This is a genomic window from Caulobacter sp. FG7, from assembly GCF_057808875.1.
Genome location: NZ_JBMDIW010000002.1, coordinates 227,335 through 249,882, shown reverse-complemented (window position 1 = coordinate 249,882; position 22,548 = coordinate 227,335). Strand labels below are relative to the sequence as shown.

The following is a 22,548-nucleotide window of genomic DNA, read 5'->3' as shown; positions in this document are numbered from 1 at the left end:
AGAACTAGTCTTCCTTCACGCGCTTCTTGCGGAACGACGGGTTCAGGGTCTGCTTGCGCAGGCGGATGTTCTTCGGGGTCACTTCCACCAGTTCGTCTTCCTCGATGTAGGCGATGGCCTGCTCGAGGGTCATCTTCCGCGGCGGGGTCAGGCGGATCGACTCGTCCTTGCCCGAGGCGCGGACGTTGGTCAGCTGCTTGGCCTTCATCGGGTTGACGTCCATGTCATCCGAGCGGGCGTTTTCGCCGATGATCATGCCCTGGTACGTCTTCTCGCCGGCGCCGACGAACATGGTGCCGCGCTCTTCCAGGTTCCACAGCGCGTAGGCCGCGGTTTCACCGTCCGAGTTGCTGATCAGCACGCCCTTGCGCTGCTGGTCGATGGCGCCCTTGTAGGCTTCGTAGTGGCTGAACACGCGGTTCAGCACGCCCGAGCCGCGCGTGTCGGTCAGGAACTCGCCCTGGTAGCCGATCAGCGAGCGCGACGGAGCGGTCAGCTGGATGCGGGTCTTGCCCGCGCCCGACGGACCCATGTCCTTCAGCTCGGCCTTACGCAGCGACAGCTTCTCGATGACGATGCCCGAGAATTCGTCGTCGACGTCGATCATGACGTCTTCCATCGGCTCGAGGCGCTTGCCGGTTTCCGGATCGGCCTGGAACACGACGCGCGGACGCGAGATCGAGACCTCGAAGCCTTCGCGGCGCATGTTCTCGATCAGGACGCCCAGCTGCAGTTCGCCGCGGCCCGACACTTCATAGGCGTCGCCTTCGGTGCTCTCGGTCACGCGGATGGCGACGTTGGACTCGGCTTCCTTCAGCAGGCGGTCGCGGATGACGCGCGACTGGACCTTGTCGCCTTCGCGGCCGGCCAGCGGGCTGTCGTTGACCGAGACGGTCATCGAGATGGTCGGCGGGTCGATCGGCTGGGCCGGCAGGGCCTCGGTGACTTCCATGGCGCACAGGGTGTCGGCCACGGTCGCCTTGGACATGCCCGCGATGGCGACGATGTCGCCGGCTTCGGCGCCCTCGTCGATCGGCTGGCGCTTCAGGCCGCGGAAGGCCAGCACCTTGGTGATGCGGCCGCGCTCGATTTCCTTGCCGTTGCGGTCCAGGGCGTGGATGGCCATGCCCGGGACGGCCTTGCCGCTCTCGATACGGCCGGTCAGCAGGCGGCCCAGGAACGGGTCGCTTTCGATCAGCACGTTCAGGATCTGGAACGGCTCGTCCTTCTTGGCGATCTGCTTGGGTTCCGGCACGTGGCGGACGATCAGGTCGAACAGCGGGGCGAGGTTGTCACTGGGCACGTTCATGTCCAGCGTGGCCCAGCCCGAACGGCCCGAGGCGTAGATGTGCGGGAAGTCCAGCTGCTCGTCCGTGGCGCCGATGGCGGCGAACAGGTCGAAGGCGGCGTTGTGCACGCGGTCCGGGTCGGCGTGGGCGCGGTCGACCTTGTTGATGCAGAGGATCGGGCGCAGGCCCATCTTCAGCGCCTTGGTCAGCACGAACTTGGTCTGCGGCATGACGCCTTCTTCGGCGTCGATCAGCAGGACGCAGCCGTCCACCATGCCGAGGATCCGCTCGACTTCGCCGCCGAAGTCGGCGTGGCCGGGGGTGTCGATGATGTTGATGCGGGTTTCGCCCGCTTCACCGTTCCAGAGCACGCTGGTGCACTTGGCCAGGATGGTGATGCCGCGCTCGCGCTCCTGGTCATTGGAGTCCATGGCGCGTTCGGTCGTCGCCTCATTGGCGCGGAACACGCCCGACTGGGCCAGCAGCTGGTCGACGAGGGTGGTCTTGCCATGATCGACGTGCGCGATGATGGCGATATTTCGCATGGACATGGGAGGACGGCGGGCTTTCGGAGAAAATCGGATGAGACGCTGCGCGCGTCAGGCGCGCGGCTTTTACGCGACTGCGCTGCGTTTATCCACCCCGTGCGTAAGGCGCCTTATGTCGCGGTTACCGGTGTCATCTCTCAAACCCTTATTCCTACCGGGTTTGAGGTGGTTTCGGGCGGGTGTCGTTTCTTTGGCAACTAATGCTGCAGCGCAACAATGCCTATTTTATGGTCAAGCTTGAAGATCGGCGTTCTCCGATCCTTGCTGTGCATAGGGTTGCTTCATGTTGACGCGGAAAATTCGACAACGTTGTCCAACTTTCCGCTTGCTCGATTTCGCAGCGCACCCTATAAGCAAGGTGTGAGGCGGCGCTGCCGCCTCTGCCCTTCCTGGGCGTTTCCTCCCTAATGAACTAGCCCGGCCTTACCGCCGGGCTTTTTTTTTGGCCTGAGCCCGACGGGGCGCGAGTTTGCAGCCCTTTGCGGCGGTTTGCGGGCGGCGAGGCCGCCGCGCCGGCCCCATTTCCCCTACTTCAGCGCCGTCCAGTCCATTCGCGTCAGCTGTGTCGTCAGCTGCTCGACGTGCGCGGCCAGCACGGCCAGGCCCTCGGTCGGTTCGCGGGTCGTCTCGTTCATGTAGAGCGCGCGGTTGATCTCGATCTGCAGCGCGTGGGTGCGGCGGGCGGGGCGGCCGTAGTGCTCGGTGGTGTAGCCGCCGGCATAGGGGCTGTTGCGGGCCACGCGATAGCCCAGGGCCTCCAGCGCCTCCTCGACCAGCTTGGTCAGGTCCGGCGCGCAGGCCGCGCCGAAGCGGTCGCCCAGTACGATGTCGCACGGGCCGCCCGCCCGCGCCCGCGTGCCGCGCGTGGCCGCCGCCGGCATCGAGTGCCAGTCGATCAGCACGGCCAGGCCATGGGCGGAACGGGCCTGGGCCAGCAGGCGGTCGAGCATGTCGTGATAGGGGCGGTGGCCGTACTCGACCCGGGCCTTGGCCTCCTCGAAGGTCAGCTTGCGCACATAGATCGGCCGGCCGTCGGCGACGCGGGCGATCGCCCCCAGGCCGGCGGCGACGCGCGCGGTGCGCCCCCGGGCGAACTCCGGCAGGGCGTCGTCCTCGAACATCGCCGGATCCAGTTCCCACGGGTCGCGGTTGAGGTCGATATAGGCGCGGGCCAGGCGCGAGCGGATCGTCGCCACGCCCCGCATCGGCGCGCCGGCGATCAGCCGGTCGACGAAGGCGTCCTCCGAGCCTTTCAGCACTGCTTCGGGCAGGCGGGCGGCGGCCATCATCTCCGATGGATAGAGAGCGCCCGAATGGGGGGAGGCGAACACCACGGGCGTGGGCGGCGGCGAGCCGTCCGGCGCGGCCCGCACGGCCTCGAACGCCGGCTCGCGCCCGGGCGCGCCGCCGGCGCTGCTCGAGGCGGAGGCCGTCGCCGGCGTGATCGGGTCCCATGCGTTCATGCGTCACATAGTCGAGGGCGCCGGGCTTGCGGTCAAATGCCCTCGCGCCCTGTCGTATCTGTGGACGGTCTGCGTCGGTTCACCGGCGATTTACCGTCCCGGACATAAGATTCGGCTTTCCAGAGACGAGCTCCAACGGACACGTAAGCGACATGGCCCGCATCCTCCTCGCCGAAGACGACGACTCGCTGCGGGGCTTTCTTGCCCGGGCGCTGGAACGGGCCGGCTTCGAAGTCACCGCCTGCGCCGATGGCGAAGAGGCTGTCAGCCATCTCGAGCATCCGTGGGACCTGCTGCTGACCGACATCGTCATGCCCGGCATGGACGGCATCGAAGTGGCGCGCCAGGCCGCCGCCCGCGACCCGGCCCTGCGCATCATGTTCATCACCGGCTTCGCCGCCGTGGCCCTCTCGGCCCAGGACCGCGCGCCGGCCGGCGCCAAGGTGCTGTCCAAGCCCGTCCACCTGCGCGACCTCGTTTCCGAGGTCGAAAAGATGATGGCGGCGTAGGGCGCGAAAAAGTTTTCAAGGCGGCTTGCGCGACGCGAAAGCCGCCGCTATACCCCCACACCTTCCCGGCCGGGACGCCTTCACGAAGGCGCTTCGGATCGCTTCGGCGGACGCGTAGCTCAGCGGGAGAGCACTACGTTGACATCGTAGGGGTCACAGGTTCAATCCCTGTCGCGTCCACCATCCCCCTTTCTTCAATGAAATCAAGCGCTTAGCGCTATTTGGGCTAATCGGGCCACACGGCCTTTCGGCCGTTGCTTCCCTAAATGCTTCCCAGAATGGCGCTGGCTAAACACCTGCAAATCCTAGAACAGCGTCGCCTGCGCTGCTGCCGGGGATAGCTCGAGGCCGTTGCTGATCAGCAGCTCAGGGGCGTCGCCGGCGGCATTGCCGATCGAGTAGGTGGTGGTCACCGGCAGGACCTCGGCCCATGCGAACGCCGCTCGCACGTCCGGCACGTCGTTGAGTGACAGCAGGAAGCGGCCGCGGATTCCGCGCAGTAGTTCGGCCAGGCGCTCGAAGTCGGCCCGGGCGAAGAGCCCGGAGCCATAGTCATCTTCCGAGCCCCAGTACGGCGGATCCAGATAGAAGATCGTGCCGGCGCGGTCATAGCGCGGGATGAACTCCGACCAGTCCATGTGCTCGATGACGACGCCGGCGAGGCGGTCGTGGATCCTCATCAGGCGCTGCTCCAGCCGGCCGAGGTCGAAGTTGTGCGCCCTGACCGGATCGACCCCGAAGGTGCGGCCCTTGACCTTGCCGCCATAGCCCAGACGCTGCAGGTAGAGCGTCCTGGCCGCCCGCTCGATATCGGTCAGGTCCTGGGCCCGCGTGCCCTGCAGGCGGTCGAACTCTGGCCTCATGGCCGGCCGCCAGCGCAGTTCGCGCAGCAGCGCCTCGGGATGGCCGCGCAGCACCCGGAAGAGGTTCACGACGTCGCCGGCGGCGTCGTTGATCACCTCGAGCTCAGGCCGGAGCGTTCGGCGCAGGAACACCCCGCCCATGCCAACGAACGGCTCGCAGTACGCGGCGTGGGGCGTCGTTGCGAGGATGGCGCAGATCCGCTTAGCCAGGTGGCGCTTGCCGCCGATCCAGGGGGCGGCCGGCTCCGCGGGTGGAACCGAGGTGAGAACATTGTGAGAACAAACCAATTGCGGGAGCTCCTGTGGACGCGTAGGAGTCCGCGCCCCGGGCTGGGGGCGGACGGGCCGTCGGCGATCGACGGCGGTGCGTGACGAGGGAGCGACTCGTCGGTGGGGCGCGTTGGCGCGCGCCTTGCCCCGTCCCTGACCGGGTGGGGAATTCGGATCGGAGGAGACCGCCGATGGCGATCACGGGACCTCGGCCGGGCGATAGGGACGACCTCGGCTGGAACGATGGCGTGAAGATCAAGCACCGGCCGCCGACCTGGCTGGGCGAGCTCTTGGTCGAGGCGGTCTACAAGGAATGGTCCTACGGCGTGCGCTGCGAAGCCTGCGGCTGGCGCGACCGGATCTACACCGATCGGATCCTGCAGATGTTCGGCCGTTGGCCGTTCGCCTCGATGTCGGACTTATGGGCCCGCGCCAAGTGCCCGGCCTGCGCGGTAGTCGGCATTCACGGGTGCACCCTGGGCGGATACAGCACGACGCCGACGCCCGATGAGCAGACGCTGTCGACCTGGGCGGTCAGCGCCCAGCGCCTGCGGATCCGCGCCGCAATCTATGGCTGGGCGCCCGAGATCGCCGAGGCGTGGATCGACGACATCGAGCGCTGGAAGACCGAGATGGGGATCGATCTGATCCGCCGGCAGCGCCAGGAGTGGTGGGCGGCGCGGCAGCAGGCGGTCGATCGGCGCGGGTGACGCATGGCCGACATGGATCCGCGTACCGGCAAGCTCGCCTGGCTGCGGATCCAGTGCGCCTGCGGCTACCAGGTCACCTGGCCCAAGGCGACGATCCGCCGGCGATGCGGCGACTGGATGCGGCCCTACGAGGTGCGCAGCAAGCTGCGCTGCACGTGCTGCGGGAAGAAGGGTGGGCCCCACGTGTCAGTCGCTGGCGATCGACGTTAGGCGAGGGCGGTGGATAACCGTCCTCCGTTCACAGGAACGTTTCAGGAACGATCCTTGCTAGTCCCGGAAATGCGGGTGAGCATTAGGGCGGGCGCAAAAAGCCCGCTGAAAACCGAGGACTGAGATGATGGACATCACCATCACAATCCCCGGCCTTCTGGTGCTCGCGGCGATCGCTCTGCTGATCGGCGCCGCGGCACTCAAGCGCTGAGGTAAACCTCGACGGTGGCTGGCACCACCGTCGAGGTGACCCGCACCACATAGAAATGCGGATCCGCCCGGAGATCAAGACGCGGGCATGCGCCCGCGTCTTTCGGCATGGCCTTCATCCCCAGAAATCGGTCACCTTCGACAACCCTTCAGCACCGGTCGCACCAACTTGAGCCAAGCCTCCCGCTGCACCCGGCCGGCCGCCAGCAGCTGGAACCGGTCTTCGGCTCCCGCGGCCGCTTTCAGCTTGGCGTCGGTGTCGACGTACTCCGGCTCGTCTCCGAGCCCGGCCGGCACGCAGGAGACCGCCACAGGCACCTTGACCTCCACGGTGCGGACGATCGGCTCCGGAGCCGCGGCATGGGTGCAGGCGGCGAGGCTCAGGCCAGCGACGACGATCAGGATGGCTCGTTTCATTTCAGGCTCTCCAGCAGGCGACGATCGGCCTCGATCACCCGGGCGCAGGTGTCGAAGCCGTCCAGGGGCTTCATCAAAGCGGCGACCTTGGCCTCAGCCTGCGCCGCGTCGCGCTGGGCGGCGGTCAGGGCCTTGGAGGCCGCCGCCAGCCGCTCGGCGCTAGCCTTGCCGGCGGCGTCGACCTGGGCGTTCTGGTCCCGCAGGCTGGTCTCCAGCGTCGCCTGATTGGCTTTGCACGCGCCGAGGCGGGCGGCCCAGCCGGTGACCGGCGTCTCGATCGACGCCCTGGCTTGGTCGCGATCGGCCCGCGCGGCCTTCAGCTGCGCCTGGCCGAAGACAACCGCGCCGGCCAGGCCAAGAGCCGCGACGCCGCCGGCGATGGCTGCGATCTGCCAGCCGGCGGTCCGGATCTTGTCGAACAGGCTCACGACCGCGCCTCCAGCAAGCCGCTTCGCGTGCCCCGGCTGTCGATCGTCAGGAACTGGCCGCGGCGCTTGGGATCGAACGACAGATGCACCCACACGCCGTGCTCGTGGATCAGCTGGTCGAAAGTGATGCTTGAGCGCGCGATCTTCTCGGCGACCTGCAGCGGCGAGCCGAATGCGGGGCACTGGAAATCGACGGCCCATCCCTCGAGATGGGCGCTCGTCTTGGCGCCGCCGGCGGCGCGGTTCACCGCTGGCGACCGATAGGCGCTGGTGACCCTGATCGGCTTCTCGCCGAGGGCGAGGCGCACGCGCTCCATCTGATAGGCGACGGTGCGCAGTCGGGCCAGGATGTCGGGCGGCGGTTCGTTCGACAGGCCCAGGCGACGCGCGTTCTCGGACACGGTCAGTTCGGCCAGCGAGAAGTGCTCGCTCAGCTGCATGGCAGGCTCCTTTTGGATGAAAGACATGCGAGCGGCGCTCGCATGGGGGATCAGTCGCCCCGTGAGATCCCGAACTTGGCCGGCCCGGCCTCGGCCGAGACCTTGCCCACCCACGGGCTCGCCAGGGCGAAGATCAGCACGCCGATGCAGGCCATGCCGCCCAGGGCGATCCAGCCCAGGAACTTGACGCGCAGCAGCGCCGTCGCTTCAGGCCACACGCCCCACCAGGTGAGGATCCCGATGACCAGGAAGACGACGGCCATCAGGCCGCCGCCGGCGGCGAACAGCGCCCAGATCGCCCCGGTCGTCGGACGACTGACCTTGACGCTGTCAGGCGTGCCTTCTCCAGTCACGGCGCCGGCGACCGCCTGGGCGGCCTTCTCGAGGTCGGCGCTCATTGCTCGCCGCCCATCGTCACCAGTCGGTCGCCAGGCCCGACCTCGAGGGCTTCGAAGGTGAGGGGTTCTGGAATGCCGTGCCTGGCCAGGACGCGACGATAGATGTCGAGCCGCTGCTCCAGCTGGCGCACGCGGCCGCGCTCGACGGCGAGCTCGGCGTCCTTGCCGGCGATCATGCGCGTGTGTTCCTGCTGCATCTCACGCATCTCCTGACGAACCTCGTCGACCTCGGCGGCCAGGCGAGCGATCTCCTCGCGCAGCGTCCGGATCACCTCGGCGGCGGCCTCCTGGGCGTAGCGGGCGAGATCCAGCTTGCTCGCCGCCTCGGCGGCCGCCGCGGCGGTCTGGTCGTTACGGCGCTTGTCGCGCGCCTCGATGAGCACGCGGAGCGCGGCCCAAGCGCCGCCCACCGCCAGGGTGAAGTGCGCCCAATACTTCTCGATCGCGGTCGGTAGATCCACGGCGGGCCCCCGCCGCGGTCAGCGCGGCACAGTGTTGGTGTTGGGTCAGCGCTGATCGCGCACGGTGCGGGCTACGGCTGCAGCAGTTTTTGTGCTCAGGTGGCGGCCGAAGAGGCCTGGGCAAAATCACTCGAAAGGGGCGCTGCGTGACGATCCAGCTTGGCACGGTCTATGACCATGACGCCCCCTTCTACCTTGAGACGCGCGAGGCTCTGCTCGAGGTCGTCGGAGCCGTGGAAGAGGCCGAGCTTATGGCGCTGGCAGGGCCCAACGAGGCCCTGCAGATCATCGCCGATACGCCCGGGTGGCTCCAGTTGCTCGGCGCGTTCATCGCCGGCAACTACCTCGCTGGCGGGCTTAAGAAGGCTGGCGAGCGACACGTCGAGGCCCTTGAAAAGGCCGCCATCGCCGGCGTCAAACGCCTGGTCGCCGCGATCAACGAGGCGCGGGCGAACGCTCGCACGGTGTCGTTTGGTTGGAAGAGCGTCGGCGTCATCAACATGCTCAGCCGGCCGGTGGCTTTGGATCTGCCGAGCGCCGATGACCCCTCCTCCGAACTCAACGCTCCGCTGACGCCGCAGCAGGTCGCGGAGTATCTCTGGGTGGCGGCTCAGGTCTCGCCCCACGTCGAGGCCCTGGTGGAGCGGGAGGTTCCGCCAGACTTTATCGAGGTCACCTTGGCGAGCGACCGCTCCTACGTTGTAGTCACCACGATCGAGCATGGCGTTGTAACGGAGACCCGCATCCCGCTTCCAAGGGCGCAGGACTAGCCGCTCGGCGGAACCTGAGCGCCGGTCAGGGCGAAAGACGGTGCGGCCGCCGTCTGCCATTCGGTGGTCAGCTGTTTCAGGTTGCGAACCAGCAGCGACAACAGCACGCCAAGGCTATTGAGCCCCTGGCCCGAAACGGCCGGCTGCGCCTCCAAGACCGCCAGCAGCTCGGGCAGGGTCTTGCTGGCCCCGTCGCGCATCACCGCCACCAGGGCGGGCGTGAACTGGGCGGTGACGGTGAGGGCGTTCGCCAGGGCCAGGGCCTGGGCGCGATTGGCCATCTCGGCGGCCAACTCCTCGTCGGTGACGGTGGAAAAGTCGAGCGGCATGGTCACCCCTTCCTCAGAACTGGTTGCGGTCCGCGCCGCCGCCACCGCCGGCGCGCGGGCTGCGTTTCCGCGACCTGTGCAGCAGCAACAGCACGGCGATCAGCACCGCGATCGCGACGCCGATGATGGCGATTGTGGCCATGGAATTTCTCCTATCCGAGGTGAATGGCGGTGAACTTGAGGTTCGAAAGCGTGATCGGGCCGGCCACATAGTGCAGGCGCAGGAAGAGCTTTCGCGGGCCGTTGCGGGTGTTTGGCTTGAACACCTGGTCGACGATCTTTCCGGTCGCGCCGCCCAATGTCGGCCCAAAGCCATCAAGCAGGATGAGCGGATCCGAACCGTTCGGCGCGGCGCTGATGATCTGGATCGAGCTGTTGTACGAGCCCGATCCGCTGTGGAGGTAATCGAGCGACAACACCCAGGAGCCGCCGTCGACGACATAGGGAAATTCGACGACGGCAATGTCGTAATCCCCTGCCGCCGAGAAGGTCTGGCTGGAGATCGAGGCCTGACGCGCCGCCGAGGTACGCAAGACTGCTCCGCTCATGAACGGAGCGTCGGTCGAGCGGTAATACCAGGCGTTGGCCTTGGTCATTGCCGACAAGGCAGTACCGGCCGCCCCGATCCATTCGAGCAGGTTGGCCGACGGCGCGCCGAATGCCGCCCCTTTGGCAACGACATGCAGCTGGGGTCCGGTGGTCGTCTGCTCCGTATCGGTCACGTCGTCGAAGACGGTGTTGTCGCCGGTAAGGATCTGCTTTGCACTGATCATCACCTGGCTGGAGCCATGGCTGTCCGAAACGAGCTCGAGCCGGGCGATGCCACCAGCATCGGACACCAATGCCAGGCGACCAACAGCAAGTTTCGCCGTCGCGTCGGCTAGCGCATCACCCTGGATGCCGACCATCACGTCCAGGTCGTCGATCGATGCCTGAGCGCTCGACCGGAAACCGGCGAACTCGGAGCTCAGGGTCGCATTGGCCAGGAGCGCGGCTTCGGCCTTGGCGTCTCCAGCCTTTACGGCCGCGTCGACCGGGTAGATGTCGGCCACCATGAAGTCGATCGTCTTGGCCGTCACCGCGCCGAAGACGGAAAAGCCTCCCATGGCCCAGAAGTTGACACCGACGGTCTCGCTGATCTCGATGACCTTGGTGAAGCGCCGAACACCGGCGAGTGACGCGGAGACTGCGCCGCCGTTGTCGGGGTCGGTGTCAAAATCGATGAAGCCGACTGGTGCGCCGGTGCTGACGAGAGAGACGTAGATGCCGGCGCCGGTCCATGCGCTGGCGCTAGCCTGCCCCTCAATGACCCATCGGCCACGGGTCAGCGTAATCTGCTGCACAAAGCCCGCCTCGACCCCGGCCGCGATCGTCAGTCGAGCAGCGAAGTTCGCCCCTTGCCCGGGCTGGCGCGTCGCAGTTGAGCCAGCACCATAACTGCTCCAGCCATCAGGAAGACCGGCGGCCGCCGAGTAGGCTCCGAACCGGCCATTGGCGACCACTGACCCACCTTGCTGCATAGACACGCCTACGCGCGTCGTCAGGGCGGCAAGCGCGCTTTCGGTGTTGAACTGAGCAAGCTCAGCGCTGGTCAGGCGGGCCATCGCGCTTCGCTGGGTGGCTCTGTCGTTGAAGGGCAGCGGCGTGCCATAGTTGGCCATGATCGAGGTCACTGCGCCGCCCGGAAAGCCGGCCGGAACGCCGATGACGACGCGAAACTGGTTCACGCCGGAGGCTGGCGTGGTCGCGGTGAACGAGGGGCGAAGATCAAAGAAGTCGGTGTTGGAACGGTTCAACGTCGTGGGATAACCGCCGCCAATTCCAACCCGGGCGCCGGAAAGATACCAGTCGACATAGAATGACAGCCGGGCCGTGAGGCTATCGCCAGGATCTCCATTCAGTCCGAAGCCCAGCATCACGCTCGGATAGACCGAGTAGAGGTCACTGCTCATGAAGATGGCGGCGCCCGTGGTGTTGGCCGGGATGACCCAGTAGCTGAGGATTGAAGCGCTGGATCCAGGCACGATCGCCGGGTTCGAGGCCGACCAGCCCTTGCGCGGATCCGATGCGGTGCTGGCCGAAGCATCACCGTTTACAAGCAGGTTCGGCAGGCTTCGGTTCTTGGCCTCCAATGACTGGATCCGGCCAACCGCAGAGCTGCTCTGACCATCCAAGATCGCGATCTGGTCGCTGAACGAGGCGCTCTGCCCCTCTAGCGCACCGATCCGGCTGATGGCGCCACCGGATGCGAAGAGGCTCGCCAAGGCAGCGTCCGCATCGCCTGCCGCTGCCGTTGCTTTGCCGTCGATGGCCGCGATGCTCGCCAGGAAGCTCGGCGTCGCCTGACCACCTACATGCGCAGTGTCATTTGCTGTGTGGCTTCCGGTGACATCAGCGCCGTCCTCGGGCCGCTTGCCGTCGTCGTCGGTGACGCCCGACCACGGGGTGGATGTCGCCTCGCTGGCGGTCGAGCCCGTAGTGGTCAGCGCGATCCAGCCAGAAGGCTGCACCTCGCGCGACGGGTCGGCCTGCGGGATCAGGCGACCTTCCATCGCTAGGGCCGAACCGACGCCGTTCGTGGCGATCATCTTGCCTTCGGCGATCGCCTCGGCCGTGCTGGCCGTGGTCGCCGCCACCTCCGCCTCCCCCGCGCGGCGCAGCTCGAGCCTGATGCCCGTGACCGCAAGATCGACCGGCGTCGCCCATGTGGCCGTCACGATCGGTGTTTCCGATCCGTCGTTGCCGATCGCCTTGCCCGAAAGGATAGAGACGTCGGCCAAGCTCAGAGCGGCTGGAGGAGCCGCTTCCGGCGGCAAGGTCGCCCCCGGCGTGATCTCGTCGGCGATCGACCAGGTATAAGCGGATGACGAGATCTCGCGCAGGGCCAGCGTCTTGCGCCAGGTCGGCGCGCGCGACCAGGCCTCGACGCGGTATACGACCCGGCCGCCGCCATGGCGTCGGTCGGACGTCCAGCCGACCCAGTCGCCCTCTTCTAGGCCCGCAAAGCGCGGCGGTAGCACGATGGTGGCTCGGCGCTCCATCCGGTGCAGCCGGCGGGTGATCTCGGTGCATCGCTGGACCTGTGTGCCGCTGGTCACCAGGCTGAAAGTCGGCGTGTCCAGGTTCTGACCGCCGTCTGTCGTCACATCGGCGAGTACGCGGCGGATCGGGGCGGCATGGTCGCCCCATTTCTGACCGGGCTCGACATAGCGACCGACCACGGCGTTATAGCGCTCGGTGGACGCCAGGAAGCGCTCGAACTGCACCTCTTCGCCGACGACCAGGTCGGCGTCGGTGATCTCGACGACCGTGGCCTTGGCTTGGCCGGGCTCAATCTCGACCCCACCTTCGCGCTGGACGATCACGCCGCCCATGGCCGCGGCGAAATAGTTCTCCACGGTGTCGAAGGTCTCGTCGGCCCGGATCACCCCGCCGACCCGATAGCGCGGTTCCGTTCCGCCGGCCTTCAGCGCCACGGCCTCATCACAGACGTTTGCGGCGGCGAAGACCCGCTCGGGAGGGGCCTCGATCGCCGTCAGGCCGCGCCCCAACAGCAGTTGCTCGGGCTTGTCGACCTGGTCGCCAGCATAGACCCCGCGCACGAAGTTGTAGCGGCAGACGGCGGCGTTCTCACTCCACTCCCAGGTCGCAGGATTACTCCAGCGATGCGCCCCCGAACCTCCCGGCACGGTGCTGTCCTTGCGGGGATCGTACATGCGCTTGCCGCGCAGCACGAAGCGAAACGCTGGGCGGCCGGCGGTCCAGATTTTCTCGTTGACCTTGTAGGCGGCCCAAACGTGGGTCACCCCCACCAACTTGTCCGCGTTGGACCAGTCGGTTTGGCCGGCGAACCGGATAGGCGGGTCGCCCGGTGTCAGCGACCCGTTCACGTACTGGATGTCCAGGCACCCGTCGAACTGCGCCTGAAGGCCGCTCGCGGTGAACGGATAGTAGGTATCGCCGATGTAGTAGCCTTCCAGCGCGTCGCACGCATGGTCCGCCAGATCGAAGACCATGCATTCCCAGTCAGTGCCGTTGGCGCCGCCGTAGTTGAAGGCGTGCAGCAGGCTGCCGGCGGTGCAGGCCCGCCCCACAATCAGCTCGCGTGGCGTTTCGCCGACATTGACGCTCAGGACGCTGGCCTGACGATCCTGGGCCGACGCCGTCGGTTTGCCGGTAATCTTCGAGACCAGATAAGCCGCGCCCAGGCGCACGGTTGTCGAGATCACGAAGCTGGCGATAGACGCGGCGGTGCCGGTCGCGCCGATGCTGCCCACGATCGCGGTCGTGATGGCGGTTGTGATCGGATCAGCCCGCGCCGGCGTTGAGGCGCAGAGCAAGGCGGCGGCGCATGCGCACCCGAGCAGCCAATTGCGGCGACGCATCAGAAGGCGCTCCAGGCTTTGATCAGGTCCGCGCGAGGGCGGCGGATCAGGCCCGCCTCACCAGGGCCCGCTAGGGTGTCGCCCTCGATGACCATCAGCGCTGGCCCAGTCGTCTCGACGACCAAGCCAATATCGCCGCGTAGCGCTAGAGCCGGGGCGACGATCGTTCGCCGAGCGTCGAAGAAGCCTTCCACCCCGCCGAAGCGACGCAACACGCGCTGCGCCCCTGCCGCCGTGGTCCAGTTCACGCCGGCGGGCAGCGGATCGGCGCCGCCTTGGGCAAGGATCGCACCGCGGGTAAAGCTGGCGCAGTCATTGGCGTCGCGCCCCCATGCGAACGGCGTTCGCATGCGGCTCTCCAGGAAGGCCACCAGACCGTCGAGATCGCGGATCACAGCGACGCCCGCACGTCTGCGTAGCGGTTGTAGGCGCCGTTGCCGCCGATCGCCGCCGACGCAGTCGCCGGACGCTTTCCGCCCCAATAGAGAGTGATCTCGCCGGCATAGGCCACGTGCCGCATGCCGCCGTCCGAACCGGAGATCAGCCGCTGATCGCTGTCGGTGCGCATGCGCCCTGTACGGCGACCAAGACCCCGAACGGCGCCCTCGATCGTCGCGCCGATCGTCGAGGGGCCGCCCACGGTGTCCCTGCGCGGCAGGCGGTCGACGCGCCCGCGCAGCACCACGCGCGACGACAGCAGGTTGGCCCCCGTGGCGTCGAAGATCAGCTCCCACAACACCGCCGGCGCACCGCGCGCGATGGCGCCGTCAACCAGGGCCATGACGTCGGGGTCCACGCCCGACAGCGTCAATTCCGCGCCCTGCTCGGACCCGCCGAGTTGGCCGGCGGCGACAGACACCAGGCCCCGGTCACCGATGCCCGTATAGACCTCGCCGCCGAGCGTCAGGGGGCCGAAGCCGCCCCAGACCAGCCACGGGCCAGTAGAAAGCTGAAGACGCACCGCGCCATGGACGCGCGCGGTCCCATCCTCAAGGGCGGCTTGAGCCGCCGAGGGGTAAACGAACATGATTGCTCCGAAAATTGTCGTTACGTCCGGTTGGACGCTGCGCCTGAGGTTGAGCTATGGCTTAGCTTTGCAAACTGCGGGCGAACCGCCCCCACTTCACCGGCGCGGCTATGAGCGAAGAAAAGACCTACTCAATAGCGCGGGCCGCCCGCGCGCTCTGGGCTCGTAGGCCTGACAGCATCGTGATGATCGGCTTTGTTGGGTTGGGCTTTGCTGTCCCCGCATTCTTTGAATTGATCGGAACAGGAGAGCTGCAACAGGCGGTTGGCAGTCTTTCCCAAGTAAAACTGGTAGGCATTTCGGCCGCTACAGGCCTGCTTATCGCATTGATCGCTGGCCTGCTGACCTATCTGAACGGTGGGAAAGCCGCGCAGATGGAGTTGGATCTGTTACGGCAGGCGCACCGTGCGTCTGAAGCTGCCGCGCATCGCGTCAGAATGGCGCTCTCGGAATTGACCGAAGCGCACGGTGGCGAGGCCCCAACAGAGCGCCATGTCGCCAACGCTGCATTGCTGCGTGAAGAGATAAAATTACTTGAGAAAGAGGTTGCGCAATACGAGCGGCAAAACGCCGAGCTCGAACCGCAGCGCATGATGGTGGCGCGCATTGCGCGTGAAATCGCCGATCAAGCGAGGCGGGGGAACATCAATCTCGTGATGGGTGTTGTCGCTGCCCTGATCGCGATCGGCTTTCTGGCGCTCCTCGCATTTGATGCAGGCGTCCAGAATGATCGGTCACCGATGGTCTATTGGGGCGCGTTCTTCGCCAAATTTGGTCTGTCGACCGTGACCAGCTTTTTCGCTTACTTCTTTCTCTCCACTTATCGTCGAAATCTCAGCGAGATCCGCTATTTTCACAATGAACTGACGAACGTTCAGTCCAAGCTGCTAGCCGCCCAACTGTCGGAAGGCGATAAGTCCCAAGCGACCCGTCAAGCGATATTGAAGATGCTGGCGTCAACCGAGCGGAACTTCCTGCTGAAGAAGGGCGAGACGACCACGGACCTTGCTCAGAAGGCCATGGACCGTGAAGAGGCAGCGCTGGTGGTTGAGGCCAACAAGGCGATCCTGCAAATAGCCAAGGATCTCGCCGCCACTACCAAGAAGGGCCAGGCCTAGCGCGATCACGGCAGCAGCTGCTGCAGGGCCGAGATCTGGCCCTGCAGGGCCACCGAGCGGGTCTTGTTGCCGAGCTTGGTTTGGCTCGGGATCAGCTTCATCAGGCAGTCGGGTTGATTGAGATAGGCCACGGCGCCCGCCGGCACGTTTGCCCAGACGGCCTTTTCCACCGAGACGATCGCCACGCCGCCGGCGCTGGCGACTATCGCCTCGACGCAACGCACCAGGTCGCGTCGCGCCTGGCCGCTGGTGGTCCAGCGAAACCCGATGTAGTCGCCGTGCGACAGCACGAAGCCGGGCGGCAGGCCGTTCAGCGTCAGGACCGACCGCGTGCCGTCCACCGACCAACTGGTCGCCGATCCGTCGAAGGCGCCGCCGCCCGCGCGGGTCAGGCCGGCCATGGCCGTGCCCTGATAGGCCAGTGGGTAGGGTCGGTGCAGTTCGCGGCCGTAAAACAGGCGCTGGGCGCCGCGCTGAGCCGTCACCCACGCACGCCATTCATCGGCCCGGGCCTGGCCAGTGCGGGGCAGTACCCAGCTTGCCGCCCAAAGGTCCTCGCCGGCCGTCACGCCGCCCAGACGGCCGCCCGCTTCCGGCGACTGATAATCGACACGCTGCACCTCGAAGGTCTCGTCGACGACGCCGGCCGCCGGCAGGGCGCGGGGAAAGGTCAGCGCCATGGTCAAGCCGCCCGGATCGTGCGGCGCGCGATCCCGTCATTGACGGCCGCCGTCACCCGCCCTTCAAACTCGGCCTCCATCCGGGCCAGGTCGGCACGCAGGGCGGCCACCTGCTGCGCATCGGCGCCGGCCTCGACCGTCAGGGTCGGCGCGAAGGTCGCAGTCACGCTCATTCCGGCTCCAGCCGACGCCGCCTGCAGGCTCCTGGCGTTGGCCTGCTGCACCATCGCCAGGGAGGCTTGGTGCGATCGGATCTGGTCGCCGGCGCGCAGCTTGCGCAGTTCAGGCCCATCCTCGCCCACCCACGCCCAACCCTCCGGTGCACTGTCAGTGCCCTTGGTGAAGCCGACCAGGGAAGCTAGCCACTTCAGGACCGACGGCTTCCCTACGGCGCCCGCGGTGGCAGCGCTGTTGCTACCGCTCGCAACTGAAGACTTGCCACCAAACAAAGCCGAGAGGATGCCAGACTTCGACCCGTCGGCGGATCCAAAGATACTGTTCGTCAGGCCGTCGGCGAGGCCCGCGGCGGCGGCATACTGCAGGCGCTGCTTGAAGGTGTCCCAGAAGCTCCCGCCGGTCATGCCGGCCATCAGGCCGTCGTGGAACGCCTCCCCGGTGTCGACACGCATCTGCTCGATAAACGCGGTCTTGGCGTTGTACGGAATGAGGTCCTTGGGCTCGACCCGCTTCAGGCGGTCAGCGCTCGAGGTGAAGCCCGGCTCCGTCGATGCAGACTTCTTCAGAAGCTCGAACTCGGCTTCCATCTCCTCGCGGATCTGCTTGCGGGCCCAATACTCGGCCTGAACGGTGTCGAGGCCCTCACGCTTGAAGCGATTGATCTCTTGGAGGAGGCGGTTCTCGCGCTCCATAGCATCGAGCACGCTCTTTTCGCCGCGCAGATCGGCCAGCCGGCGGGTGTTGTCGTTGAGATGATCCAGCAGGGAGATCCGGCGACGTTCGGCTTCTTCAGCCTCGCGCGCATCCTTTCGCCCTTCGGCTGCGGCCTCCCGGGCGGCCTTCTTCCCTGAAGCGACGGCCTTGTTGTGGGCCTGTTCCAGCGCGCGGGCCTGCTCGGCCGCGGATGAGTAACCGGCCTTGAGAGCGGCGATCTCCCTATCCATCCACTTGACCGCCTCGTCGGTCTCCTTGCCGCCCAGGCCCAGGAACTTTTCTCGGTCCTGCTGGATCGCTCGGAGCTTCTTGACGTCGGGGTCCTCGTACGTGGACGCAATCGCGGCGCGGTCGGTCGAAGCTTGATTGACAGGAGCGCCGGCGATGCGCTTGGCCTCGGCCGCGATCTGGGCCTGGATTTCCCGCACTCGCGCCGCCCGCTCGACGATCAGCTTGTCATCCTTGAACAAGGCCGTCTGAGCGAAGATCAGCTGCTTCTGCGCCTCGACCAGCCGGTCCTGCAGAACGCCGCCGCCCGCCGAAATCGCCAGCCAACGACCCAGTTCGCTGGTGGCGTTGGAGATCGAGTTCTTGAGGCCATCGAAGATGTACGCCCAGCCTGCGGTCGCTTCGGCGGCAGGCGCGATCGCCTTTTTCAGGCCATCGATGATCGCCACCTGCGCCTCGGCCGTTCGGCCAGCTTTAGCCATGCTGACGATCTGTTCCTCTTGGGCCGAGGTCAGGAAGTCGAATTTGTCGTTCAGCTCGACAACGCCCTTCGCAGGATCGGCCAGGTACTTGGTCAGATCCTTGGTGGCGCCCTGCAGGTCCTGGTGAGTGGCCACGGCGTAGCTCTTGGTCAGGCCGACCAGTCCGCCGAGGACGGTCTCGCCGATCCGGCCAGATTCCGCATAGGCGGTCACCATCTGTCGAGCCGCAGAGGTGCTGACTTCACCGGCGTCGGCGTGGCTACGGGCGAGCGCGTCCAGTGCACTGCTGCTGACGCCCGCCGCCGCCGCCATACCTCGCACTGAGCCCTCGACGACGTTCACCGCCTTCTCGTAGCTGGCGGCCGAAATGGCGGCGATGCCGACGCCGGCGGCGACCGCGGCGATGCCGGCCGTCAGCCCGACCGTGCTTGCGGAGAACTTGAAGCCGCTCGTCGCCGCCGCATCGAGGATCTGCGGCAACTGCTGGATGGCGATGATATGCGCTGGCATGCCGGAAAAGCCGGTCGTGAAGACGTCGGAGCCTTGCCGAAACAGGTTCGTCACCCCCGCTCGCTGCTGGCGGGTCATAGCGCCCCTTCCGGCGTTGACTTCATCATCAGTCATGAAGTCGCCTTTACGAAATCCCGTGCTTGAGCCGACACCAAGTTGGCGATTGAAGGCGTTCTGTGCCGATTGGGCACGAGCTTGGGCTTGCTCTTCGGCACGCGCCGCCTCGGCCAATTTCTTGAACTGGGCGATCTGGCGCTCGGTATAGGCCGTCGTCTGCTCAACCGCCTCGCCGGCCTTCTTCCAGCCGTCGGCGACGGCCTTGCCCGACGCCTGGCCGGCCTCGCCCACCTCGGCCAGGTCGCGCTTCACTTCGGCCTTGCCGTCGCTCTTCAGGCGATAGCTGACCTGGCGGCTGAGGGTGCTCATGGTTCTTCAGGCCTCCAGGCGAAGATCACGAAGGGTTCGATCTGCGGCAGCAGCTCGGCGACCAGGGCGACATCGGCCCCGCGTGCGCCGGCGGTCAGCAGGATTGCGGTGAAGTCCAGGCCGACGACGCCGCCCATCGGCCCGACGCGCACCTGGTGAAAGCAGCCCTGCAGCACGTCCCAGGCGGTCAGTCCGTCGTCTGACTGGCAGGCGTGGAGCTGCTCGGGGCATGCGTCGCATCGGCCGGGGCAGGCGGCGCAGTAGTCGCGTCCGCCCCAGGGCTCGCCGAGCTCTCCGTCGTCGCCCCCGCCAGCGAGCCGCCAGCGAGCGAGGGCGCGGATCCGTTTTTTTCCAGTTCTCGCAGCAGGGCCGGGATCACGTACTGGCGATCGACGGCCAGATAGGCGGCCGGGTCGTAGGTCAGCGTATCGCGCAGCAGACCCTTGTCGAACGACACGGCCTCGAGCACTTCGGGATCCGTGCCCGAAGGAGCGCCGACGCCCTCCCATCCAAGCGCCGCCGCCACGACCGCCGAGATCGTGAAGGCTACGTCGGCGGCGTCAGGCTCGCCGCTGTCGCCCAGCACGCGGTGATAGCCTTTCTGGCCGGCGATGCTGGTCACGGTGGCCCAGGGTTTCAGGAACAGTCGGGCGCCGCCGGGCAGGTCGACGACTTCCCGTTCTTCGGCGGTGGGCGGGGTAGGCAGTCGGTACATGCGGGCTCTCACGGCAAAGCCCCCGTGCGAGCGGCGCTCGCACGGGGCGGGGTTCAGTAGGATGGGACGTCGTTGATCAGGGTGACGATGAGGCTCTTGCCGGTCACCGCGTCCTTCTGGCCCTGGCCGTTGTAGGTGCGCTGGATTCCGGTCGGGCCGCTGATGCCGGGCTTGGCCTTGGGCAGGCGCACGGCGAGGTGCCGGAAGGTCAGCCGCTGGTTGACGCCGCGCTTCCAGCCGTAGGACAGCTCGATCGGCTGCTTGCCGGCGACGACGGTGTCGAGCAGCTGGTCGATCAGGCGCACGGTCAGAACGGGGGTCAGGGTCAGCTGGCCGGGATCCACGCCGTCGATGCGCCCGTCCGAGCGGATGTTCTCCGCCTTCTCCATGTTGTTGGAGTAGTTGACCTGGCCCGAGACCACCTCGGCCAGCGGCACGCCGGCATAGCCGATCTCGCCGGCGAACTGGCTGAAGCGATCGACGGCGAGCTCTTCCACCGAACCGGCGACGCTGGCCGCGACCGGGTCGCGCTCGCCCTGGGCGATCAGGCCGAAGGTGGCCGCCAGGTTGCCCGAGCGCTGCAGCGGCAGGGCTAGGGTGTTGTAGGTCACACCGTAGTTCATCCGGTAGGACGGCACTTCGGGGTGGCCGATCTCGATCGCCGCGTCGGGCAGGCCCAGCGCGCCCGAGGTGAACACGTGATTGTAGGGGCCGGCGGTCGAACCGCCGGCCAGGGTCGCGCCCGAAACCGCGGCGGCCGAGGCGGCCAGGGCGAAGGTGTTGCCCGCCGTCCCGATCGTGTCGTGGGTGATGGCGATCACCGCCGCGTCGCGGTCGGTCGAATAGCTGGCGGCCATGACGGCGGCCACGGCGCTGGCGTTCAGGGCCCAGACGGCGTTGCGCACGGTCTCGGCGCGGGTCGCGCCGATCTTGATGTCGGTCGGCAGGGTGGCGCTGGCCTTGAAGGTGAAGGCTTGGCCGGCGATCGTGATCGTGTCGTTGGCGGCCGGATTGGCGGCGAAGGTGATCGTGCCCAGGGCCGCGACGCCCTGGGTCGTGACGGGCTGGCCCAGCAGGCCCTTCAGGTGGATGCCGAACAGGCGCACGTCGACGGGCGCATTGAGGTTGCCCTCGTTGTTGATCACGTCGTCCGACGGCGCCAGAGGCTCGCGGCCATAGCCCAGCAGTTCGCTGGCGATCAGGCCTTGCTCCTCGCCCAGGTCGAGGGAGCCGAAGGCGATCTTTCGAAAGCCGCTCGTCGGCACGGCGCCGTACGAGGAAGCGAAGGCGAGCGCCGCGACGGCGTTCGCACCACGGGCGCGAGCCATGGATGTCTCCTAAAGCAGGGGGTTGGGGGTGGTGTAGTCGACGATCAGGCCGACCTCGGCCCAGTCGATCTGGACCGAGCCGTCGACGTCGCGGCTGGCGACGTCCGGCGCCGTCGCCTCCATCCAGTCGGCCAGGCCGCCGAGGAAGCGATCCGCTTCGATCGCCGCGCCGATCGGCGCCAGCATGCCGTCCAGGCCGCTGACCGGGGGCAGGACCTCCAGCGAAATCCGGTGGCGATAGCTGTAAAGCACGGGCGACAGCGTGACCTCCGGTTCGCCCAGATCGCCGGCCAGGATGTTGATGCGACCGTGGGCGCCGGGTTCGCCGATCTCCTGGCTGTCGCGCACGATCTCCGCACCGGCCAGGGCGGCCTGCAGCATCGCCCTGATCGCCTCGAGCACCTGCTCGCGCTTGCTGGCCATCAGGCCCTCCAGTTTTCGGTGAGCAGGGCCTCCCAGCGCTCGCTGGCGCGGAAGGCGGGACCATCCAGTTCCAGGCGCTTCTTCAGGCGCACCTGGCGCAGCAGGATGAAGACGACGATCGTTCGCCCGGCCGGCCCGTAGAGCTTGCTGCCCCGGCCGGTCGACTTGTAGGGCGCGGCGCGCTTGAGGCCGTCACGCCGGGCGTTGTCTACGACAAGCAGGCTGGGCTTCGTGCCCTGATAGACGAACCTCAGTTTCAGGCCGGTGCGCGCCTCGAAGCCCGCCGGGGTGATCCGGGCGCTCTTTCCACGGATGCCGCCCGAGCCAGTCGCCCCGCCGATTGGTGCGCGCTTGCCGGCCGCCTCGGTCGGGATCGCCAGCCAGCGACGCCCCTTGGCCGTGATGGTCACGCCCCGGTCGAAAGCGTCGATCAGAACCGGCGCCTTGGTCCACACCCAGCCGGCGGGCTCCAGGCTGTCGGCCGCCTGGGGATAGGTCCGGGTGCGCCAGGTCTTGGCCAGGCGGTAGCCAAGCATGGCGCCCACAGTTTCGTTGAACAGATCCTGCTGCAGCAGCTTGGCCGCCTGGCGCATGGTGCGCGTCTGGATCCGCGCGAGATCTTCCTCCAGGCCGCGATTGTTCGGACCGAAATCGTCGACCGCGTGGGGAAACCTCATTCGCCCGGCGCGGCCTCGCAGCGCCACTCCAGGCCAAAGCGCAGGCGCTGGGGCTTGTCGATGATCTTGTAGGTGTCGATCACCTCGCCCGTCTGCGGGTCCAGGACCTCGACCTGGTCGTTCTTGGCGGTCAGGCCGATGTCGGCCGTCCGCACGCGGATCCAGACGCTCGTCGTCGACGTCCGGCTCGATTGGCCGAAGTCGACGACGTTGTCCTCTTCCGCCCGCCGCACCGTCACGGCCACGGGCGCGCCCGCGGGGGGCGTCCAGCGGGCGGGCTCGCCGAAGGCGCGGTACTGCGCCTCCAGCAGCCGCTTGCGACGATCGACAGCGGTCGACATGG

General features: G+C 67.2%; 25 protein-coding genes and 1 tRNA gene. 5 read left to right on the top strand and 21 right to left on the bottom strand.

The genetic code is table 11. The features are described 5' to 3' along the window. Positions 1-4 precede the first annotated feature (4 nt). Together typA and ACODR1_RS02995 are read right to left on the bottom strand one after the other, a co-directional pair. The gene (typA, locus tag ACODR1_RS03000; RefSeq protein WP_488879130.1) at positions 5-1,840 is read right to left on the bottom strand and encodes a translational GTPase TypA; all 1,836 of its coding nucleotides are present in this window, start codon (positions 1,838-1,840) and stop codon (positions 5-7) included. Positions 1,841-2,364: 524 nt separating this feature from the next. Continuing rightward, positions 2,365-3,300: an N-formylglutamate amidohydrolase gene (locus ACODR1_RS02995; protein ID WP_488879129.1), complete on the bottom strand. Its 936-nt coding sequence runs from the start codon at positions 3,298-3,300 to the stop codon at positions 2,365-2,367. A 152-nt stretch (positions 3,301-3,452) separates the two neighbouring features. Here ACODR1_RS02995 and cpdR point away from each other — a divergent pair, with 152 nt between their 5' ends. Then, positions 3,453-3,809, top strand: coding sequence for a cell cycle two-component system response regulator CpdR (gene cpdR / locus ACODR1_RS02990; RefSeq protein ID WP_058350243.1), 357 nt, complete (start codon positions 3,453-3,455; stop codon positions 3,807-3,809). Positions 3,810-3,917: 108 nt separating this feature from the next. Further along, positions 3,918-3,992 (top strand) — tRNA-Val (locus ACODR1_RS02985). A 122-nt stretch (positions 3,993-4,114) separates the two neighbouring features. On the opposite strand, the gene ACODR1_RS02980 is transcribed toward ACODR1_RS02985, so the two are convergent. Beyond that, positions 4,115-4,960 carry a DNA adenine methylase gene (locus ACODR1_RS02980; RefSeq protein WP_488879128.1) on the bottom strand — a complete coding sequence of 282 codons (846 nt, stop codon included), beginning with the start codon at positions 4,958-4,960 and terminating at the stop codon, positions 4,115-4,117. A 173-nt stretch (positions 4,961-5,133) separates the two neighbouring features. Between ACODR1_RS02980 and ACODR1_RS02975 the strand changes: the two genes are divergently transcribed. Beyond that, complete coding sequence (locus ACODR1_RS02975) at positions 5,134-5,652, top strand: hypothetical protein (RefSeq protein WP_488879127.1); 519 nt, start codon at positions 5,134-5,136, stop codon at positions 5,650-5,652. Positions 5,653-6,204: 552 nt separating this feature from the next. On the opposite strand, the gene ACODR1_RS02970 is transcribed toward ACODR1_RS02975, so the two are convergent. The 5 genes from ACODR1_RS02970 to ACODR1_RS02950 are packed head-to-tail and all read right to left on the bottom strand — an operon-like array spanning position 6,205 to position 8,216. Further along, on the bottom strand, positions 6,205-6,489 hold the full coding sequence (locus ACODR1_RS02970; RefSeq protein WP_488879126.1) for a hypothetical protein: 285 nt from the start codon (positions 6,487-6,489) through the stop codon (positions 6,205-6,207). Continuing rightward, positions 6,486-6,917 (bottom strand): hypothetical protein, encoded by a 432-nt coding sequence (locus ACODR1_RS02965; RefSeq protein WP_488879125.1) that lies wholly within the window; start codon positions 6,915-6,917, stop codon positions 6,486-6,488. Before ACODR1_RS02965 ends, ACODR1_RS02970 begins: the two co-directional genes overlap by 4 nt. Further along, on the bottom strand, positions 6,914-7,357 hold the full coding sequence (locus ACODR1_RS02960) for a D-Ala-D-Ala carboxypeptidase family metallohydrolase (protein ID WP_488879124.1): 444 nt from the start codon (positions 7,355-7,357) through the stop codon (positions 6,914-6,916). The genes ACODR1_RS02965 and ACODR1_RS02960 overlap by 4 nt, the downstream gene beginning before the upstream one ends. Positions 7,358-7,407: 50 nt before the next feature. Further along, positions 7,408-7,755, bottom strand: a complete 348-nt coding sequence (locus ACODR1_RS02955) for a hypothetical protein (protein ID WP_488879123.1) — start codon at positions 7,753-7,755, stop codon at positions 7,408-7,410. Continuing rightward, on the bottom strand, positions 7,752-8,216 hold the full coding sequence (locus tag ACODR1_RS02950) for a hypothetical protein (RefSeq protein WP_488879122.1): 465 nt from the start codon (positions 8,214-8,216) through the stop codon (positions 7,752-7,754). The genes ACODR1_RS02955 and ACODR1_RS02950 overlap by 4 nt, the downstream gene beginning before the upstream one ends. A 146-nt stretch (positions 8,217-8,362) precedes the next feature. On the opposite strand from ACODR1_RS02950, the gene ACODR1_RS02945 reads away from it, so the two are divergent. Next, positions 8,363-8,986 (top strand): hypothetical protein, encoded by a 624-nt coding sequence (locus tag ACODR1_RS02945; protein WP_488879121.1) that lies wholly within the window; start codon positions 8,363-8,365, stop codon positions 8,984-8,986. Here ACODR1_RS02945 and ACODR1_RS02940 read toward each other — a convergent pair. From ACODR1_RS02940 to ACODR1_RS02920, 5 genes are read right to left on the bottom strand one after another with little or no spacing between them, the layout of a single operon-like run. Continuing rightward, complete coding sequence (locus ACODR1_RS02940) at positions 8,983-9,315, bottom strand: hypothetical protein (protein ID WP_488879120.1); 333 nt, start codon at positions 9,313-9,315, stop codon at positions 8,983-8,985. The genes ACODR1_RS02945 and ACODR1_RS02940 overlap by 4 nt on opposite strands. A gap of 13 nt (positions 9,316-9,328) precedes the next feature. Beyond that, entirely contained in the window at positions 9,329-9,457 is a 129-nt protein-coding gene (locus ACODR1_RS02935) for a hypothetical protein (RefSeq protein ID WP_488879119.1), read from the bottom strand. 10 nt (positions 9,458-9,467) lie between these two features. After that, on the bottom strand, positions 9,468-13,700 hold the full coding sequence (locus ACODR1_RS02930; protein WP_488879118.1) for a phage tail protein: 4,233 nt from the start codon (positions 13,698-13,700) through the stop codon (positions 9,468-9,470). Continuing rightward, positions 13,700-14,095: a DUF6950 family protein gene (locus ACODR1_RS02925; RefSeq protein ID WP_488879117.1), complete on the bottom strand. Its 396-nt coding sequence runs from the start codon at positions 14,093-14,095 to the stop codon at positions 13,700-13,702. Before ACODR1_RS02925 ends, ACODR1_RS02930 begins: the two co-directional genes overlap by 1 nt. Next, positions 14,092-14,727: a hypothetical protein gene (locus tag ACODR1_RS02920; RefSeq protein WP_488879116.1), complete on the bottom strand. Its 636-nt coding sequence runs from the start codon at positions 14,725-14,727 to the stop codon at positions 14,092-14,094. The genes ACODR1_RS02925 and ACODR1_RS02920 overlap by 4 nt, the downstream gene beginning before the upstream one ends. Before the next feature lie 110 nt (positions 14,728-14,837). Here ACODR1_RS02920 and ACODR1_RS02915 point away from each other — a divergent pair, with 110 nt between their 5' ends. Continuing rightward, positions 14,838-15,845: a hypothetical protein gene (locus ACODR1_RS02915; protein ID WP_488879115.1), complete on the top strand. Its 1,008-nt coding sequence runs from the start codon at positions 14,838-14,840 to the stop codon at positions 15,843-15,845. Positions 15,846-15,850: 5 nt separating this feature from the next. On the opposite strand, the gene ACODR1_RS02910 is transcribed toward ACODR1_RS02915, so the two are convergent. Genes ACODR1_RS02910 through ACODR1_RS02875 form a run of 8 tightly spaced genes read right to left on the bottom strand, consistent with a single transcriptional unit; the run spans position 15,851 to position 22,546 of the window. Further along, complete coding sequence (locus ACODR1_RS02910; RefSeq protein ID WP_488879114.1) at positions 15,851-16,525, bottom strand: hypothetical protein; 675 nt, start codon at positions 16,523-16,525, stop codon at positions 15,851-15,853. A gap of 2 nt (positions 16,526-16,527) precedes the next feature. Further along, on the bottom strand, positions 16,528-19,062 hold the full coding sequence (locus tag ACODR1_RS02905; RefSeq protein ID WP_488879113.1) for a phage tail length tape measure family protein: 2,535 nt from the start codon (positions 19,060-19,062) through the stop codon (positions 16,528-16,530). After that, positions 19,059-19,238 carry a DUF7697 family protein gene (locus ACODR1_RS02900; protein WP_488879112.1) on the bottom strand — a complete coding sequence of 60 codons (180 nt, stop codon included), beginning with the start codon at positions 19,236-19,238 and terminating at the stop codon, positions 19,059-19,061. Before ACODR1_RS02900 ends, ACODR1_RS02905 begins: the two co-directional genes overlap by 4 nt. Positions 19,239-19,249: 11 nt before the next feature. Next, positions 19,250-19,777, bottom strand: a complete 528-nt coding sequence (locus ACODR1_RS02895; protein ID WP_488879111.1) for a hypothetical protein — start codon at positions 19,775-19,777, stop codon at positions 19,250-19,252. A gap of 53 nt (positions 19,778-19,830) precedes the next feature. After that, the gene (locus ACODR1_RS02890) at positions 19,831-21,105 is read right to left on the bottom strand and encodes a phage tail tube protein (RefSeq protein WP_488879110.1); all 1,275 of its coding nucleotides are present in this window, start codon (positions 21,103-21,105) and stop codon (positions 19,831-19,833) included. Between the two features lie 9 nt (positions 21,106-21,114). Continuing rightward, on the bottom strand, positions 21,115-21,528 hold the full coding sequence (locus ACODR1_RS02885; protein ID WP_488879109.1) for a hypothetical protein: 414 nt from the start codon (positions 21,526-21,528) through the stop codon (positions 21,115-21,117). Then, positions 21,528-22,205 (bottom strand): DUF6441 family protein, encoded by a 678-nt coding sequence (locus tag ACODR1_RS02880; RefSeq protein ID WP_488879108.1) that lies wholly within the window; start codon positions 22,203-22,205, stop codon positions 21,528-21,530. Before ACODR1_RS02880 ends, ACODR1_RS02885 begins: the two co-directional genes overlap by 1 nt. Then, positions 22,202-22,546 (bottom strand): head-tail joining protein, encoded by a 345-nt coding sequence (locus ACODR1_RS02875; RefSeq protein ID WP_488879107.1) that lies wholly within the window; start codon positions 22,544-22,546, stop codon positions 22,202-22,204. Before ACODR1_RS02875 ends, ACODR1_RS02880 begins: the two co-directional genes overlap by 4 nt. Positions 22,547-22,548: the final 2 nt, after the last annotated feature.

Coding starts and splice junctions, on each gene's coding strand:
- ACODR1_RS02935 (WP_488879119.1), bottom strand. CDS start 9,457: ATGGCCACAATCGCCATCATCGGCGTCGCGATCGCGGTGCTGATCGCC.
- ACODR1_RS02895 (WP_488879111.1), bottom strand. CDS start 19,777: ATGTACCGACTGCCTACCCCGCCCACCGCCGAAGAACGGGAAGTCGTC.
- ACODR1_RS02960 (WP_488879124.1), bottom strand. CDS start 7,357: ATGCAGCTGAGCGAGCACTTCTCGCTGGCCGAACTGACCGTGTCCGAG.
- ACODR1_RS02885 (WP_488879109.1), bottom strand. CDS start 21,528: ATGGCCAGCAAGCGCGAGCAGGTGCTCGAGGCGATCAGGGCGATGCTG.
- ACODR1_RS02975 (WP_488879127.1), top strand. CDS start 5,134: ATGGCGATCACGGGACCTCGGCCGGGCGATAGGGACGACCTCGGCTGG.
- ACODR1_RS02995 (WP_488879129.1), bottom strand. CDS start 3,300: ATGAACGCATGGGACCCGATCACGCCGGCGACGGCCTCCGCCTCGAGC.
- ACODR1_RS02915 (WP_488879115.1), top strand. CDS start 14,838: ATGAGCGAAGAAAAGACCTACTCAATAGCGCGGGCCGCCCGCGCGCTC.
- ACODR1_RS02890 (WP_488879110.1), bottom strand. CDS start 21,105: ATGGCTCGCGCCCGTGGTGCGAACGCCGTCGCGGCGCTCGCCTTCGCT.
- ACODR1_RS02930 (WP_488879118.1), bottom strand. CDS start 13,700: ATGCGTCGCCGCAATTGGCTGCTCGGGTGCGCATGCGCCGCCGCCTTG.
- ACODR1_RS02920 (WP_488879116.1), bottom strand. CDS start 14,727: ATGTTCGTTTACCCCTCGGCGGCTCAAGCCGCCCTTGAGGATGGGACC.
- ACODR1_RS02875 (WP_488879107.1), bottom strand. CDS start 22,546: ATGTCGACCGCTGTCGATCGTCGCAAGCGGCTGCTGGAGGCGCAGTAC.
- ACODR1_RS02910 (WP_488879114.1), bottom strand. CDS start 16,525: ATGGCGCTGACCTTTCCCCGCGCCCTGCCGGCGGCCGGCGTCGTCGAC.
- ACODR1_RS02880 (WP_488879108.1), bottom strand. CDS start 22,205: ATGAGGTTTCCCCACGCGGTCGACGATTTCGGTCCGAACAATCGCGGC.
- ACODR1_RS02970 (WP_488879126.1), bottom strand. CDS start 6,489: ATGAAACGAGCCATCCTGATCGTCGTCGCTGGCCTGAGCCTCGCCGCC.
- typA (WP_488879130.1), bottom strand. CDS start 1,840: ATGTCCATGCGAAATATCGCCATCATCGCGCACGTCGATCATGGCAAG.
- cpdR (WP_058350243.1), top strand. CDS start 3,453: ATGGCCCGCATCCTCCTCGCCGAAGACGACGACTCGCTGCGGGGCTTT.
- ACODR1_RS02955 (WP_488879123.1), bottom strand. CDS start 7,755: ATGAGCGCCGACCTCGAGAAGGCCGCCCAGGCGGTCGCCGGCGCCGTG.
- ACODR1_RS02940 (WP_488879120.1), bottom strand. CDS start 9,315: ATGCCGCTCGACTTTTCCACCGTCACCGACGAGGAGTTGGCCGCCGAG.
- ACODR1_RS02905 (WP_488879113.1), bottom strand. CDS start 19,062: ATGAGCACCCTCAGCCGCCAGGTCAGCTATCGCCTGAAGAGCGACGGC.